Raw genomic sequence first — 16,115 nt, forward strand, 5'->3', positions numbered from 1 at the left:
GATAGTTTAGGCTTTATCACCGATGTGCCGTCAAACACAGCAAAACAACTCAGAGATGGTATTAATTCCCGTCTTAAGCCGGTATCACGTAAGCCCTGCTATAGCTCTGTAGCAGAGGCTGCAGCAGCCAGACAACGCCAAAGCGATTTTGGTATCAGTGAAGCCTTACTGCTGGCAGAGCGCGGCACAATACAAACTGCGGCCGGATGGACATGGCGTGCAGATATGCGCCTGCGCCATAGTTCAGTATATCGCTTATCACCAGCTCAAGCTGAAGCGCTGATGCGTGCTGTGCAGTGCCCTGTGCTGGCGGTGATCGCAGAAGACGGAATGATAACTGAGCGAGCGTCACACGCTGCGGGTTGTTTTGCTAATCTGCGGCGGGTAAACGTTAAAGGTGGACATCACTGCCATATGACTCAGCCAGAGGCAGTCGCACTGGCAATACATCACTTCTTGCAGGCATAAAAAAACCGCAGCACGCTGCGGTTTTTGCTTGCTCAATCAACTTAACCTTTCAGTACTGTTGCCACTGACCTGGCAAAGTAATCAATATTGCTATGGTTTAGCCCGGCAATGCTGACACGGCTGGAATCTACCATATAAATACTAAACTCATTGCGCAGACGGGCAATTTGCTCTTTATTAATACCGAGGAAGCTGAACATACCGTGCTGACGCGTGATAAAGCTGAAATCCTGCGTCACGCCTTCACCAGCCAGTTTATCAATAATCAACTGACGGTAGTTGTTGATACGATTGCGCATTTCGGCAAGTTCCTGATGCCATAACGCCGTAAGCTCTGTACTGTCCAGAATACTGGCGACAATGATAGCGCCATGTGCCGGTGGCATTGAATAGATGCTGCGTACCACGCTTAACAGGTTGACCCGGGCGATATCACTGATTTTGCTGTCTGCCGACACTACAGACACCGCGCCAATACGCTCTCTGTATAAGCCAAAGTTCTTTGAGCAAGAACTGCATAACAGCATTTCTTCAACGTGATCTGCCAGATAACGCAAGCCTTTGGCATCTTCATCCAGCCCGGTGCCGAACCCCTGATATGCCATATCGACCAGCGGGGTAAAACCACGCTCCTTTGCCAGTTCAGCAAAACGCTGCCACTGGGCAAAGGTTAAATCCATGCCGCTTGGGTTATGGCAGCAGGCGTGCACTAATACAACGTCGCCTGCAGGCACTGTTGCCAGATCAGCAAACATACCCTCTTCATTCAGGCCTTTGGTGCTGTAGTCGTAGTAAGTGTACTCTTTAACGTTCAGACCAGCCGCTTTGAACATTGAAATATGATTAGCCCAGGTTGGACTGGTTACCCAGATGGTGGCATTAGGGTTAGCTTTTTTAATAAACTCTGCCGCTACGCGCAGCGCACCGGTACCACCGGGTGTATGTGCAGTCGTAACACGGTTAGCCAGCAACACTTTATGGCCCTGACCAAAAGCTAGTTTCTCAATATGGCTGTTAAAGCCCAGGTCCCCTGCCATGCCAATATAGGTTTTACTGTCTTCATTTTTCAGCCGCAGTGCTTCAGCTTCTTTCACGCATTTTAATACTGCGGTGTGGCCTTGCTCATCTTTATAAACACCAACACCGAGATCGACCTTATTTGGGTTAGGATCGTCTTTGTACGCCGCCATTAAGCCTAAGATGGGATCTGTGGCCACCGGTTGTAACTGAGCAAACATAGTGTTCTACCTGATTAAAGTTGCATGAAAAACTGCGCTTAAGGCAAATAAGCCGGTATGGTTAAACATACCGCTACCAGCAATGCCATCGCATCAGCAGTAAAAACGTTCTTATTAAAATCTTCTGCATCGACAATGCCGATTATTTTGCCTGATTGATTATACAGAGGCAAACACGCTTCAGCCTGTACTTTGGGATCACAGGTGTAATACTCACCACCGGTGCCCAAATAAGCGGCGACATCATTGATAACTTTAGCTTTGCCGCTTAAACCAACGGTACTGTTGTTGCTGATTTTGGCAAACTCGCTGTTCAGCGGGAACTCGGCGCGTGATGCAGCACCGTAATATGCGAGTTTAACTAATACCTGTTCCCCCGCAACATTGCTGCGCGCCTGATAAATACCAAACCAGTCAAGCGCTGAATGCTGCTGATAAAACGCCACTATAGCACTGAGCTTTTGCAGCGCCTGTTCATTAGCAGCAGTTTGCCCGCCCAGTATCGCACTCAGATCATAAGGCTCATCAGCTAACTGACCAAACAACGAGCAAGCGCCACCTTCGCCAAGCTCCGGCACCTGATATTGCCATTTTATCTCTGGTACTGGCTCAGTGGCGATAAACTGCCGCAGCTGCGCCTGAAACTGTGCAACTTTGGCGCTGATATCACCAAACTGCGGAGCTAAACCAGAATCGCGAAGATAATCGGACACCGACAACGTAACAGACATTTAAATAGCCATCCAGATTTCCAAAATTGAGCAACATTCTATCAGAAGTGATTAAAAAGCCAAGCCAGCACCGCATTACAAACAGAAATTGTTGCCGCTCTGGCACTGGATGTTTAAGCTGACAACATTGTAAAGCAAGCACTACTGATATGGTTATGGCATCAAACAAAATTTCACTCGCTGACTGGCAGGCAAAAATGAACCCGGGCGCCAGCACTGCAGCACCAACCGGCGACAATCTGGTTTACAGCACTGAATCTGGCCGTATAGACAATAAACCGCAGGTAAAAGCCGTTGCTGAAGCTTACGCCGACGGCGCTGTGCGTATACGGCGCGAAACCAAAGGTCGCGGCGGTAAGGCCGTGCTGACGATAAGCGGTATTGCCAAACCCGACGATGAGTTAGCCGCGCTGGCCGCCAAGCTGAAAAAGAAATGTGCGTGCGGCGGTGCAGTCAAGGATGGCGTGATTGAAATACAGGGGGATAAGCGCGAGCTGGTAGAGCAGCTGCTGCAAGCCGAGGGTTATAAAACTAAATGGGCCGGTGGCTAATTAGCTTCACCACCGGTAGTAACACATCGAGCTGATTCACTCACGCCGACACGCCGTAAACCCATCCCTGGGGGCTCGTTTATGAACTTCATCCGTGAAGTTCACCACCCTGGCCAGCGGAGCTGTTCAAATTCGTTCCTGACGAATTTGTCCGCCCATCCGGGGCTTCAACGGTCAGCTTAGAGTAAATCAGCTCTCGCTTCGCTACTGCATTTGAAATTCAGTTTGCGGACTCACGATTATACGGCTTGCCAAAAACCCCGTTAAAGAAGCTTTGTTTTAACCAGTAAGGCCGCTGCCCGGTGTTAGCAATATCCAGTGCAATATTGTAATTAATATTGGCAAACACTGCGCCTGCATCGTAACGGATAGCACCGTAATCTTTAATCAGGCTTGGAATATCATCCGATGGCTTATGGTAATGTTTAGCAAAAAAGCTGCCCCAGATTTTGCCACCATCTTGCGATGGGTCCTGTGACTTAAAGCCGGTCATTAAAAACACCGCCGGTACACCTTTTTTCACCAGCGTATAGTGATCTGAGCGGGTAAAAATAGCCTGCTCCGGCATTGGATCCGGGCTTAGCGCTATGCCTTCTTTTGCAGCAGCGCGCTCTACCACTTTGCCAAGTGACGAATGGTTGGCACCAAATGCCACCATATCTGCAAACGGATATAACAGCACTGGCATATCCAGATTCACATTCGCGACCAGCTTATCAATTGGCTTTGTCGGGTTATTAGCAAAATAATCAGCGCCCAGCAGGCCTTTTTCTTCGCCTGTTACCACCACAAATAAAACAGAGCGCTTCGGCGCCTGTGGCAGCGCAGCAAATAAACGGGCGGTTTCCAGCAGAATAGACACACCGGCCGCATTATCCATAGCACCGTTGTTAATCTTATCGTCGGTGCGTAAATCATTGGCCAGACCAATATGATCAGAGTGCGCAGTGATCACCACATACTCGTCTTTCAACACCGGATCAGAGCCTGGTAGCATGGCGATAACGTTAGGGCTGGAGATTTGCTCGTGCGTTGAGCGCCGGCTTAACGATGCCGATACGCCCAATTCAAACCCTACCGGGTTTTGTTTATTCTCCAGCTGGGCAAAGATATCCGCCAGCGACTGCGGGGCTTTAGCAAACAGGGACGCAGCAGCATCAGGGTGCACATAAGCGCCGGCTTTTAAATCAGGGTAGCTGTCAGCCGGTGTACCGTCTGCCTGCAGCCACTCCATGCTGGGGGCGTTTAAGTACAGCAAGCTGGTAGCATACGGCCGGGTTTTCTCCTGTTTAGGTGTGTGGATGGTGACAATACCCACAGCGCCACGTTCAGCGGCCAGTTTCGTTTTCAGGCTGTTCAGATGCGCCGCTTCCTCACTTGGCAGGCTGTCTGGCCGGCCCGCCAGCAACACCACTATTTTGCCTTTTACATCCAGGTTAGCATAATCATCCAGCGCAAACTCTTTTGATACCAAACCATAACCGGCAAACACCAGCGGCGCGGTAACATCTGTCTGTTGATATTGCATGCTGGGGCCGGTAAAGAACGCTTTCGGGTAACTGAGTTCAGTATTTTTGCCATCAACATGCAGCGTGAAACTGGCGCTATCCTGTGCTAAACGCGCTTTGCGCAGCGGCACGCGCTGAAAGTAACTGCCGTTTTCCCCCGCAGGCAACAAACCTAATGCCTGTAACTGAGTTGCTATATATAACGACGCAATTTCATGTTCTTTACTGCCGGTTTCGCGGCCAGCCAATTCATCAGCAGCCAGAAACTGCATATGGGCCTCTATGGCTTTAGCACTGGCGGCAGGCTGGACAGCAGCAGTCTTTGACGCCGTACTGCTGACACAACCGCTAACGGCACTTAGTGCCAGTGCAGCAACGATCAATTTGAATTTCATCTTATTTCCTTAAAACAGCAGTGCCAGCAAAGGCTGGCACTGAAATTACTTACCCGGTGACATATCAGTTGATACGTTGCCGATACTTATCATGCAGTTGTTTATGGCGGTTATTCAGATCGACTGCCCTGCCATCTATCCACAGATGCGTAACCTTGTGGCCAAGATAATCAAAAATATCGCCGTCTGATACAACCAGGCTGGCTGCTTTGCCTACCTCAATGCTGCCGATTGTACCGGCAACTCCGGCAATTTGCGCAGCATTAATAGTAACAGAACGTAACGCCTGCTCCGGGGTTAAGCCGTAACTAATCGCCTGCCCTGCCGCAAACACCAGGTTGCGGGTATCCCAGTAGCCATCCAGTGAAAGGGCATACTGCACACCAGCATCCTGTAACACTTTAGGGGTAATAAACGCCTGACGGAAATTTTCATCTACCCTGGTCGGTAAACCATAAGGCGCGGTATAAATCACCGCGACGTTCGCTGCGGCCAGTTCGTCGGCCATACGCCAGCTGTCGCGGCCGCCAACAATCGTTAGTTTCAGACCATACTGTTTAGCCAGTAACATCGCCTGACGGATTTGCCGCTCATCGTCTGCATGGACAAACAATGGCCGTTCACCTTTAAACACCGGCAGCATCTGGTGCCAGCGCGAGTCTATGCCATGGTTTAACCCGGCTTGCTCTGCATCATAGTAAGCTTTGGCATCTTTAAAGTGTTGCTGCAAAGCATCTAGCTGTTCGGCATTAGCTTTACGCACTTCATCAGCCGGCTTAGGGTTCCAGCGCGAGCCCAGTGTACTGGCATTAGGCCAGCGTACATGCAAGCCGGTGGCATCAGCCACTACCGCATCCTGGTAATTCCAGGCGTCCAGTTGCATCAGGCTGGATTGTCCCATCAGCATACTACCGGACGGATATACCATGGCATAAGCAAAACCATTGCTACGGATAGTTGGGATCACTTCAGAATCGGCGTTGTAAGCGACTTTAGCCCTGATATCCGGGTTAGTCTGCGTCACTTCAGTCGAGTCATCTGTTGAACGCACGGCTTCAATTTCAATTAAACCCAGCTGATTAGCCAGCGCAATTAAGCCGGGGTAAAGATGTTTACCATCAAGTGCCATCACTGTTGCACCTTCTGGTGCAGCTAAATCTTTGCCGATAGCCGCAATCTTGCCATCAGCAATCAACACATCAGTGTCGGTGCTTACGCCCGATGTTACACTGTGTACCGTAAGGCCAGTCAGCAGCACGGGTGTGGCAGCCGCTTTGCCCGGCACTATGTCGTGCGCCATAACCTGGCCTGCAGCCAGGCTGCCAGTCAGAGCAACAAACAAACTTAAACAGGTTTTAGATAGTTTCATGCTGCTGCTCCTTAATGTGAATGGTTGTGAAGATGTAAATGGTTGCTGATTTGCCACCAATCGCCCTGATCTTCACAGTGCCACTCGGGTTCATCCTGCTTGTAGCCACCTTTGTCGCCGGCTTTAGCATCATCATCAGCCTGCAATACTTTCTGGATCAGGGCGGCTCTCTCAGCTTCAAGCTGCTGCTGTAATTGTTTATCGGTGTCAATATCAAAGTACTTGGTACCGGCAATCCAGGTTTGCTGCGCCTGACTGTATACCGATAACGGGTTGGTATTCCACAGTACAAAATCGGCCTGCTTGCCCACTTTAATTGAACCGGTAACGCTGTCTATTTTCAGCTGTTTAGCCGGGTTAATGGTGACCATTTTCAGTGCATCATGCTGGCTCATACCGCAGTACATTACCGACTTTGCCGCTTCCTGATTCAGGCGACGCTGTAAGCCGGCATCATCCGAGTTAATACTGACCAGCATACCCTGCTCAGCCATCAGGCAGGCATTAGTCGGTATGGCATCCTGTACTTCCATTTTATAAGCCCACCAATCAGCAAAAGTCGAAGCACTGGCACCGTGCGCCAGCATTTCTTTTGATGTTTTATAGCCTTCAAGAATGTGGGTAAAGGTAGTGATGTTAAAACCCATTTCATCGGCCAGCTCAATCAGCATCAGAATTTCAGAAGCAACGTAAGAGTGCGTGTGGATAAAACGCTGCTTATCCAGAATTTCAACCAGCGCCTGCAGACGATAATCAATACGCGGTGGGGCAACATCTTCGCGCTGACGTTTCGACAGCTTGTTATAGGCCGCTAATTTGGTTTTATATTCTTTTGCCGCCTGAAAAGCGTCACGAATAGTGGTTTCAACACCGATACGGGTTTGCGGATAACGTGACGTAAAAGCATCGCCCCAGTTAGACTGCTTAACGTTTTCACCTAACGCAAATTTAATGCTTGGCGGTGCCGCCTTCATTTTTAAGCCTTCAGCCGTTTCGCCCCAACGGAACTGAATAACCTGCGCCTGGCCGCCAATAGGGTTCGCACTGCCGTGCAATAACTGCGCTGTGGTTGTACCACCTGCCAGACCGCGGTACAGATTGATATCTTCAGGATTGATCACATCACCGATACGCACTTCAGATGTGACAGCCGCTGTACCCTCGTTAACACCCGCTTCAATGGCAACATGTGAGTGCTCATCGATGATACCCGGTGTTAAATGCATACCTGTGGCGTCAATTACCGTAAAACCAGACGGCGTGCTGAGGTTCTTGCCAATTTTGTCAAACTTACCGTTACGGACAATAACATCTGTCTGCTCCAGCATACCGTCTTGCTCTGCCGTCCAGACTGTTGCATTTTTTATATGCACATTCTGCTGTTTAGCCAGCTGTGGCAAGCCATAAGCGCGGTTGGGAAAGGTCACTTTAGACAACATAGTACCCGGGGTACCCTGCGCCTTTTTCGTATCTTGCTTCGCGCTCTGAGCGGCGGTTTGCTGGTTAGCACTGACGCTTTCAATGCTGGTTGCCAGTTGCCACTTACCCGTTAACAGCTTATCGCTTAGCTGACCGCTGAATTGTGCAACCTGCTCACTGCCGGTTAAGGTCTTCAGCATCAGGTTAAACTGCAGTTGTTGTTGCTGCGTTTTCACATCAGTCAGTTTCACAGCTTTGGCATCGGCTGAGGCATCAGCGGCTTTCGCAGAACCGGATAATTTATCAGCCGCGCCAGACAGAGTTATAGTTATCGCCTTACCTGCCACAGTAAGCTGATAGTCACCGGCAAAATTGACCGGGTTCAGTGTGCCGACATTATGTTGCTGGCCGCGGATCCAAGTTGCCACTATATTGCCGTCAGCAAATAAATCACCGTCTGCCAGTACAATATCGGCCTGATAGCCCGGTGCAATTTTACCCAACCGATCTGCAACACCGGCCAAACGTGCAGGCTCTGTCGTCAGTGCCGCCAGCGCTTTGTCTGTCGTTAAGCCCTGTTTTACCGCCTTACGCAGATTGGGCCAGAATTGTTTTAACTCTTTTAAGCGGTAAGTTGTCAGCGCAAAAGGTACGCCAGCCTGCGCCAGCGCTGCGGCATTGGCCGGCGCGCGCTCCCAGTGCCGTAAATCGGCAAGGCTGACATCCAGCTGGTCAGCAACCTGCCCGACTTCAGGCGCCGCCGGGAAATTCAGTGGCAGGATAAGGCTGCGGCCACTGGCTTTAATATCCGCCAGCCGCACATATTCGTAGCCGGAACCCACCATAGCCACATTGTTCAACTTAAACTCATTAAACAGCTGATCGGCGCGCAATAATGAGCGATCATCATTTGTTTCAAACACTACGCCGGCTTGTGCAATGTCAGTAATGCTTGCAAGAGCGGCATTGAACTCTACCGGCTCGTTGAAATAGCGTACATCGGTTTTGCCGTATGCATTGTTATACCAGTTGGCATCGCTTAACGTCTGACGGATAAGCGCTATGCTGCCCATCAGTGATGACGGGTAACTTTGTTTTGAGGTGCCTTTATCAAACGCCATAAACTGTGGGCCTTTGGCTTTTAATACCAGTTCGTTAGCTAAACCATCGCCTAACGAGCTGACAAATGCCTGACCGCGGAAAATGCCGTCAAAACGGGCAGATTGTGCTGCAGTAAAACCCAGTTTACGCATTTGCTCTGCCGTTTTACTGTCTGGCTGAAACTCTGCCACCCAGTCTTTTTCAGCGTGAATAGCGGCATTACTGGCATTGCCACCTTTACGTTCATTAGTATAAACCGGCGCATCACGGTAGCTGCCGCGCTTGGCTTTCTCTGCAGAGGGAATACCATATTGCGTGTAGGGGTCAATAAAACCGGGATACAGGGTATAGCGGCTGGCATCAATCTGCTGGTAGCCCGCCGGTACCGTCACTTTAGTGCCCACAGCACTGATACGACCATCCGCAATCAATACCGTTGCCTTTTCCAGCTTTTTACCAGGCTCGGTATAGACGGTTGCACCGGTCAGGGCGACCAGGTTAGGGGTTTTATCAATAATGCCTTGTATCGGTGTGGTCTGATCGGCGTGACTGCTGCCGGCAAAAGTAGCCAGCAGCGCAGCGCTTAGCAGCGACAAACGCTCTGAGGTCATAACATGTTCCTGAATTAAGAATTAACTGTTAATTACATAGTTCAGGCGGCCAAGCTCCTGCTCGGCCAGCGGCATACTAAAGTAATACCCCTGAACCTGGTAGCAAGCATTTTTTCTTAAGAATTCAACCTGTTCGGCAGTTTCTACCCCTTCAGCTACCACACGCAGATTCATCTTCTGCGCCATAGCAATGATCGCAGCAACAATATCCATGTCGTTACGATCATCCGGGATATCTTTGACGAACGAGCGATCTATTTTCAGCTCGTCTACCGGAAAACGCTTTAAATAACTAAGCGAAGAATAGCCTGTACCAAAGTCATCGATAGATAAAGACACGCCAAGACGTTTTAACTGATTTAACTGGTTAATAGCCGCATCGGTATCCCCCATCAGCATACTTTCGGTAATTTCGAAAATAACACTGCCAGGGTTGGCTCCGGTTCGCTGCAGAATACGGGCAACAATTTCCGGCAGATTATCATCTTTAAACTGACGCACTGACAGATTAATTGACAATGACACGTTGTACCCCCGGCTGTGCTGGCGCGACAGAAAACGGCAGGCTTCCCAGATAATCCATTCACCAATCTGCACGATTAAGCCGGTGCTTTCTGCCACAGCAATAAAGCGCAGTGGCGGAACCAGAGTGTTGTCCGGCCGTAACCAGCGCAACAGGGTTTCGTAGCCGATAATCGTATTATCGCGAATATCGATTTTTGGCTGATAGTACAATAAAAACTGGTGCTCGCGGATGGCTTCGCGCAGCTGGTTTTCAATCAGCAGACGCTCATTTGCGGCCTCATTCAGATCAGGACTGAAGAAATGGAAGGTATTCTTACCTCTGGCTTTAGCTTCATACATCGCCAAATCCGCATGCTTTAACAGCAGCTCTTCTTCTGATGCATCCTCGGGAGCGACTGTGATACCGATACTGGCGCTTATCGATACTTCCTGGTTGCCCAGCTTCACCGGCGCTGCAAATGCCTGCTGTAGATTAGTCGCAATCGCCGACGCCTGAGAGCGATCTTTAATGCCGCTGAGAATAACGGCAAATTCATCGCCGCCCAGACGCGCTATAGTATCTTCCTCCCGCAACCGGCTAATCAGGCGCTTGGAGACTTCTTTTAGCAGTTCATCGCCGGCATCATGCCCCAGCGTATCATTGATCCGTTTAAATTCATCCAGGTCGAAATACAGCAAAGCAAAGTTATAGTAACCTCGATGAGACATCGCAATAGCTTTTCGTAGCTGGTCACGAAAGTAACTGCGGTTAGCCAAACCGGTCAGCACATCGTAGTATGCCAGTTGCTCCATTTTTTTCTGGCTTTGTTTGATAAATGAGATGTCCTGCATCGCACAGACGTAATTGGTTATACCACCTTTGTCATCGCGAATTGGGGCAATCGCCAGCGATACCCACAGCTGATGTTGCTGATGCTGTAGCAGCATGTCTCCCCGCCAGTGATGCCGCTCAGCCAGCGTTTGCACAATTTCTTCACCAACATGATGCATTTCTTCAGCAAACAGGCTGTTGAGCGGCTGACGCAAATGGTCATCGCTGCCGCCTAACATTTCCATCAGAAACGGATTGATATACTCAATGCTCAGGAACTGGTCTGTCAGTACAATGCCGGAACTGGAAAAAGATACCGCTTTACTCAGTTTACGGGCAGAGCGCTCTGCGGCTTCCTTCTCTTCAATACGTTCATTCAGGCCACTGACCAAATCAGAGATCTCTTCTGACATACGGCCAAACGCCTGATTGAGCATACCTATTTCATCTTGCTTGTTGTCCAGCAAAACATGTTGCAAGTCGCCGCGTGACAGGCGGTTTATTGCCGCTGACAGCCGGTTTAACCGTTTCAGAATAAACTGATATATCACCAGTTGCAGCAGCAACGAGACAAGTAATGCCACCAGCAAAAACGTCACCAGTAACTTGCTGCGAAATTCATCCAGTGCCGTCAGTACCCTGGATTTCTCTGCATAGACAGCAACGTGCCAGTTAAGCCGGCTGACCGGTGCAGAAGAGATAAGATAGTCAGAGACAATGTCTGTCGCAGCTTTCACGGTGCCATTTTGCGCAGCCACGGCAGCAGCATAATGCTGCAGAGCCTGATTACCTGGCTTAACGCCGGCGTAAAGGGTGTTCATCGCCGGAATATCGGTTGGCTTGTGCTGTTGGGTACCAAACACCATGCCCTGGTCATCAAATAAAAACGCGCTGCCCTGCAGCACATTATCGGCCATTGGCAGCTTTTCCAGGATGTCATCAAGAACGTAGTCCGAACCGGTTATACCAATAAACTCATCATTGATATACACCGGTATAATCAGGCTGGTCATCCATTTTTGCCAGATATCGTCATAATATACCGGCGTCCAGCGCGGCTGACGGGCCGGATTTTGTTCCGGTGTGGCAATCTGATAAAACAGATCGTTTTGAAAATTATGTGAAACCTCTACCTGCATCGCCCAATCAGCCGGCGAAATCCGGATAAACTGCTCTTTGGCAATAAAGTAGAAATTAAAAAAGTCATGCAACATCAGTGGCGATAACTGTTGCCAAATCAGCGCTGTACGTTCAAACATCGCGGCGGTGCGCGTCGAGTAAGCGTCGGCAGCAATAAAAGCACCGGAAAAGTCATCCTGCTTCCGGATACTGCCATCAGCCAACGCTGTCAGACTTTTATTGCTATTGAGCCGCTGTAAGCCAAGCGTGCGCGCCACAACCTGGTTAGCCGATATCGCTTTTTGCTCTTTTTGTAAAACATCATGATCAAGCTGACGGGCGTAGCGCGTAGCCTGTTGCTTAATCACCAGTTGCTGTTGATCCAGTGTAATGCGTTCCTGCAGGCTCAAAACAACATAGCCCACAGTAAAGCCGGCAATGACAATAGCCAGAAAAACCACCAGTGCGAACTTGCGCCCCAGCGAATCCATGCCTTGTGGTTTAACTAAATTAACGTCCTTCACTCACTCTGCCTGATTACTAAAACTATATGATTATTGGCAAGATATCGCTTTCTGTTAAGATACGACTTCATCATTATTGCATGTAAATTCATCAAAAGAGAACGATACAATGAAAAAACCCCTGCTCGCCGCTTTATTGTTGTCACTGACATCTGCTGCTTATGCCGGCAGCGCCTTTACTGATGCCAAAGACAGTATTACCTACCGTCAGGCCGCTTTTCAGATGATCCGTCATAACATGGCTGATATCTCAGATATGCTAAAAGGTGACGTCAGCTACGATGCAGCGCGCGCCAGCAAACGTGCAACAGCGCTGGCAACCCTGACCACTCTGCCATGGGAAGCTTTTAGTGTGCCAGGTGCCGAGCAAGGTGGTGGTGATGCTAAAGCGGCAATATGGAAAAACCTGCAGGATTTTAATAGCCGTGGTGAAAAGCTGGCAGCTGACGCCAAGGCGTTACAGCTGGCGGCAGACAGTGGCGATCAGGCCGCTTTGCGCAAGGCCTTTGGCACCTTCGCCCGTAACTGCAAAGCCTGTCACGACGATTATAAAAACTAAGCTTCTAAGCCCCCGGTGCTGCTGCTCACAGCAGCGCCAATAGTGCCAAGCCCTGCCACCACAGCAATACAGCCAGCACAGCGGCAAACACAATAAAAAATACACTGCTGTTGCGAAACTGCAGCTTCTGTTGTGGTTTAACCGTATCTTTGCCTGTTAGCATCACTGCCAGCACATTATGCAGCCGCACACTGTGCCACAGGGCCGCGACAATATGCACAGCAATGGCCGCCAGCAGAATATTAATATTAATGCTGTGAATATCAGACGCTATCTCCACCCAGCTACCGGGTAAAATGCTAACCAGGGGCCCATCACTGAGATAGCTGTTATCAAACGTTGCTAACCCGGTGACTAACTGAATGCTAATAAGTAGCAGCAGTAACACTATCATATAAAACGACGCCGGATTGTGGCCGGCCACCGCAACCGGGTGCCGTAAATAGCGTATGGCAGCAACCGGTGTTGCAGCAAAGCGGCTAAAGCGGGAACTTTCACTGCCAATAACACCCCATATCAGGCGGGCAACAACCAGCGCAACTAAGGTGTAGGCCAGCAACTGATGCTGGGCCATCAAGCCTTCTTCACCGGTATACCAGAGTGCTGCAATCAACAAGACCTGGCTCCAGTGGAAAAAACGGACAGCGACGTCCCATACTTTTACTTTCTGTGACATTGTGTCTGGTCTCCGTTATGCTAAGTTTTTGATTTTATACCAGAGAAGAGCAAAGATGAATTGGTGGAAATGGCTGCTTAGCGCCTTAATATTGCTGCTGACCTTATCGGCTGCGGCTATTTATTCCCTGCTGTACCTCAGTTTGCCGGATTATAACGGCGCGCTTAGCAGCAGTATAAATAACACTGCCCGGCTGGAGCGCGATACGCTTGGCTACCTTAGTGTGCATGCCGCCAACCGCAATGATGCAGCTTTTGCACTGGGTTTTGCCCATGCACAGGAACGCTTTTTTCAGATGGATATTTTAAGGCGCAATGCCGCAGGCGAATTAGCTGAATTATTTGGTGAGCGCGCGTTAAATGCCGATAAAAATCTGCGTAAACATCGCTTTCGCCAGCGCGCCCGTCAGGCATTAGCCACGCTGCCTGAACCCGAGCATCGTTTGCTGTCAGACTACAGCCGGGGTGTTAATGAAGGTCTGAGTGCACTGTCGCTGAAACCTTTTGAATACCTGCTGCTGGGCCAAAGCCCTGCCAGTTGGCAAGACGAAGATTCCTTTTTGGTCATTTACTCAATGTATCTGGATTTACAAAGTAAGCTGGGCCGCGACGACTACGCAATGACAGTACTCAAGCAAGCACTGCCCGGCGACTGGTATCAGTTTCTACAGCAGCATTCCGATGTCTGGCAGGCTGCCCTCGATGGTAGCCGGATTGAGCCGGTTAAGATGCCTGAATCTGACTACCCGCCACTATTGCGCCAACCAGACATGGTCTGTAATAACTGTACGTTAATGGACAGCGCGGATATTGGCAGCAATAACTTTGCCGTTGCCGGCAGTTTAACGTCGCATGGCAGCGCCATTCTGGCTGACGATATGCATTTAGGGATCCGCGTACCAGGCACCTGGTACAAGGCTCAGCTTAACTGGCGCGAGAATGGCAGCATGCAAACCGTCACCGGCCTGACATTGCCTGGCACACCGGCCGTTGTCGCCGGTTCAAATGGCGCGCTGGCCTGGGGCTTTACCAACAGCACTGCCGACTGGCATGATCTTGTCGCGCTGACATTATCCGAAGATGGTAAGCGCTACCTTACTCCTGAAGGCTACAAGCCGCTGATCAACGTGTATGAAACCATTAAAATTGCCGGTCAGGCGGATCAAACCATTGAACTGACAGAAACTCATTGGGGCCCGGTGGTGCAATTCGGCGACAGCCCGCTTTATGCGCTGCGCTGGGTTGCGTATGACGATATTGCGGTGAATTTTCGTTTAATGCAGCTGGAGCAAACCCTTACGGTAGATCAGGCTCTGCAGCTGGCACCAAAAGTGGGTGTACCGGCGCAAAACCTGCTGGTTGCCGATAGCCGCGGGAATATTGGCTGGAGCATAATCGGGCCTATTCCAAAGCGGCAGTTGAATGACTTTGATACAGCGCAGGACTGGAGCGATGGCAGCCAGGGCTGGCTTGGCTATTACAGCCCGGAGCAACAACCGCAGCTTAGCGGAAGTGAGCGCTTATGGACAGCCAATGCCCGGATGATTGGCGGCGAGGCCTATCAGCTTATTGGTAACGGCGGTTACGATTTAGGTGCCCGGGGCTGGCAGATACATCAGGGCCTCAATGCACTGCAACACGCTGATGAGCAGGCGCTGCATCAAATCCAGCTGGATAACCGCGCTTTAATGCTGCAGCGCTGGCGTGACCTGTTACTGGAAGTGCTGGATACTGACACCGTAGAGCAACACCAGTTACAGTCTTACCGCCAGTTTGTCGTCAGTAGCACTCAGCGTGCTGCCGCCGATGATGTCGGCTACAGCCTGGTCAGAGCCTTTCGCCAGCAATTGCTGCAACTGCAGTTTGCACCGCTATCTGCCTACCTGGAACAGCACGGCACCCGCAGTCAGGATTTAAAATTCCCTTTGGAAGCGCCAATGTGGCAAATGCTACAGCATAGACGCACTGATACCTTGCCGCCCGGCTTTAGCGATTGGCCAGCGTTGTTGCTTGCTGCGGTACTGCAAAGCAAAACGGAGCTGGAACAACAATACGGCAGCTTAGCGCAAAGTAACTGGGGCGCCCTGAACGAAGCCAGAATCCAGCATCCGCTGGCATCGGCCATTCCGCTGCTAGGCGATTGGCTGAACATGCCGGCAACGCCGATGAACGGCGACCGCCATATGCCCAGGGTACAATTACCCGGCTTTGGCCAGTCAGAGCGCATGGTCGTCGCACCGGGGCAGGAGCAGCTGGGTATACTGACCATACCCGCAGGCCAGTCAGGCCACCCGCTGTCACCGTTTTACCGGGCAGATCATCAGTACTGGTTAAATGAGGTTGCCCTGCCCTTTTTACCGGGTGAGAAAAAATATCATCTATTGCTGACACCACAGGGTTGACTTTAGCCATCCAGACGGACTATGTTAGCAGCCATGAAAACTGTATTTAGCGCACTCAGCTTTTTTAGCTTTACCACCTTATATGGGAGGCGGTAAGCTGCGCGCGCAG

11 protein-coding genes are annotated in these 16,115 nt (G+C 50.4%); 4 read left to right on the plus strand and 7 right to left on the minus strand.

From position 1 onward, the window contains the following. On the plus strand, positions 1-468 hold a 468-nt coding region (locus VIN66_RS04485; RefSeq protein ID WP_414709860.1), incomplete at its 5' end, for an alpha/beta fold hydrolase. 41 nt (positions 469-509) lie between these two features. Here the strand turns inward: VIN66_RS04485 and VIN66_RS04490 are convergent. Both VIN66_RS04490 and VIN66_RS04495 read right to left on the minus strand, forming a co-directional pair. Beyond that, positions 510-1,706, minus strand: coding sequence for an amino acid aminotransferase (locus tag VIN66_RS04490; protein WP_331922879.1), 1,197 nt, complete (start codon positions 1,704-1,706; stop codon positions 510-512). A gap of 38 nt (positions 1,707-1,744) precedes the next feature. Continuing rightward, entirely contained in the window at positions 1,745-2,437 is a 693-nt protein-coding gene (locus tag VIN66_RS04495; RefSeq protein WP_331922880.1) for a GAF domain-containing protein, read from the minus strand. Between the two features lie 155 nt (positions 2,438-2,592). Between VIN66_RS04495 and yciH the strand changes: the two genes are divergently transcribed. Further along, the gene (gene yciH, locus VIN66_RS04500) at positions 2,593-2,988 is read left to right on the plus strand and encodes a stress response translation initiation inhibitor YciH (RefSeq protein WP_349257531.1); all 396 of its coding nucleotides are present in this window, start codon (positions 2,593-2,595) and stop codon (positions 2,986-2,988) included. A gap of 220 nt (positions 2,989-3,208) precedes the next feature. Here yciH and VIN66_RS04505 read toward each other — a convergent pair whose 3' ends face one another. From VIN66_RS04505 to VIN66_RS04520, 4 genes are all read right to left on the minus strand, one after another. Further along, complete coding sequence (locus VIN66_RS04505) at positions 3,209-4,891, minus strand: M28 family metallopeptidase (RefSeq protein ID WP_331922881.1); 1,683 nt, start codon at positions 4,889-4,891, stop codon at positions 3,209-3,211. Positions 4,892-4,955: 64 nt separating this feature from the next. Next, on the minus strand, positions 4,956-6,260 hold the full coding sequence (locus VIN66_RS04510) for an amidohydrolase family protein (RefSeq protein ID WP_331922882.1): 1,305 nt from the start codon (positions 6,258-6,260) through the stop codon (positions 4,956-4,958). 11 nt (positions 6,261-6,271) lie between these two features. Further along, entirely contained in the window at positions 6,272-9,391 is a 3,120-nt protein-coding gene (locus VIN66_RS04515) for an amidohydrolase family protein (protein ID WP_331922883.1), read from the minus strand. A gap of 21 nt (positions 9,392-9,412) precedes the next feature. Then, a complete protein-coding gene (locus VIN66_RS04520; protein ID WP_331922884.1) occupies positions 9,413-12,370 on the minus strand; it encodes a bifunctional diguanylate cyclase/phosphodiesterase in 2,958 nt (985 codons plus the stop codon). A 109-nt stretch (positions 12,371-12,479) separates the two neighbouring features. Here VIN66_RS04520 and VIN66_RS04525 point away from each other — a divergent pair, with 109 nt between their 5' ends. Next, a complete protein-coding gene (locus tag VIN66_RS04525) occupies positions 12,480-12,929 on the plus strand; it encodes a cytochrome c (RefSeq protein ID WP_331922885.1) in 450 nt (149 codons plus the stop codon). Positions 12,930-12,954: 25 nt separating this feature from the next. Here the strand turns inward: VIN66_RS04525 and VIN66_RS04530 are convergent, their stop codons facing one another. After that, complete coding sequence (locus VIN66_RS04530; protein WP_331922886.1) at positions 12,955-13,605, minus strand: cytochrome b/b6 domain-containing protein; 651 nt, start codon at positions 13,603-13,605, stop codon at positions 12,955-12,957. Positions 13,606-13,660: 55 nt separating this feature from the next. Here VIN66_RS04530 and VIN66_RS04535 point away from each other — a divergent pair, with 55 nt between their 5' ends. Further along, positions 13,661-16,006, plus strand: a complete 2,346-nt coding sequence (locus tag VIN66_RS04535) for a penicillin acylase family protein (RefSeq protein WP_331922887.1) — start codon at positions 13,661-13,663, stop codon at positions 16,004-16,006. Positions 16,007-16,115: the final 109 nt, after the last annotated feature.

The sequence above is a fragment of the Rheinheimera sp. genome (assembly GCF_036568245.1).
Classification (GTDB): Bacteria; Pseudomonadota; Gammaproteobacteria; order Enterobacterales; family Alteromonadaceae; genus Alishewanella.

Excerpts from the sequence above, each read along its gene's own strand:
- VIN66_RS04490 (WP_331922879.1), bottom strand. The coding sequence starts at position 1,706 with ATGTTTGCTCAGTTACAACCGGTGGCCACAGATCCCATCTTAGGCTTA.
- VIN66_RS04495 (WP_331922880.1), bottom strand. The coding sequence starts at position 2,437 with ATGTCTGTTACGTTGTCGGTGTCCGATTATCTTCGCGATTCTGGTTTA.
- yciH (WP_349257531.1), top strand. The coding sequence starts at position 2,593 with ATGGCATCAAACAAAATTTCACTCGCTGACTGGCAGGCAAAAATGAAC.
- VIN66_RS04505 (WP_331922881.1), bottom strand. The coding sequence starts at position 4,891 with ATGAAATTCAAATTGATCGTTGCTGCACTGGCACTAAGTGCCGTTAGC.
- VIN66_RS04510 (WP_331922882.1), bottom strand. The coding sequence starts at position 6,260 with ATGAAACTATCTAAAACCTGTTTAAGTTTGTTTGTTGCTCTGACTGGC.
- VIN66_RS04515 (WP_331922883.1), bottom strand. The coding sequence starts at position 9,391 with ATGACCTCAGAGCGTTTGTCGCTGCTAAGCGCTGCGCTGCTGGCTACT.
- VIN66_RS04525 (WP_331922885.1), top strand. The coding sequence starts at position 12,480 with ATGAAAAAACCCCTGCTCGCCGCTTTATTGTTGTCACTGACATCTGCT.
- VIN66_RS04530 (WP_331922886.1), bottom strand. The coding sequence starts at position 13,605 with ATGTCACAGAAAGTAAAAGTATGGGACGTCGCTGTCCGTTTTTTCCAC.
- VIN66_RS04535 (WP_331922887.1), top strand. The coding sequence starts at position 13,661 with ATGAATTGGTGGAAATGGCTGCTTAGCGCCTTAATATTGCTGCTGACC.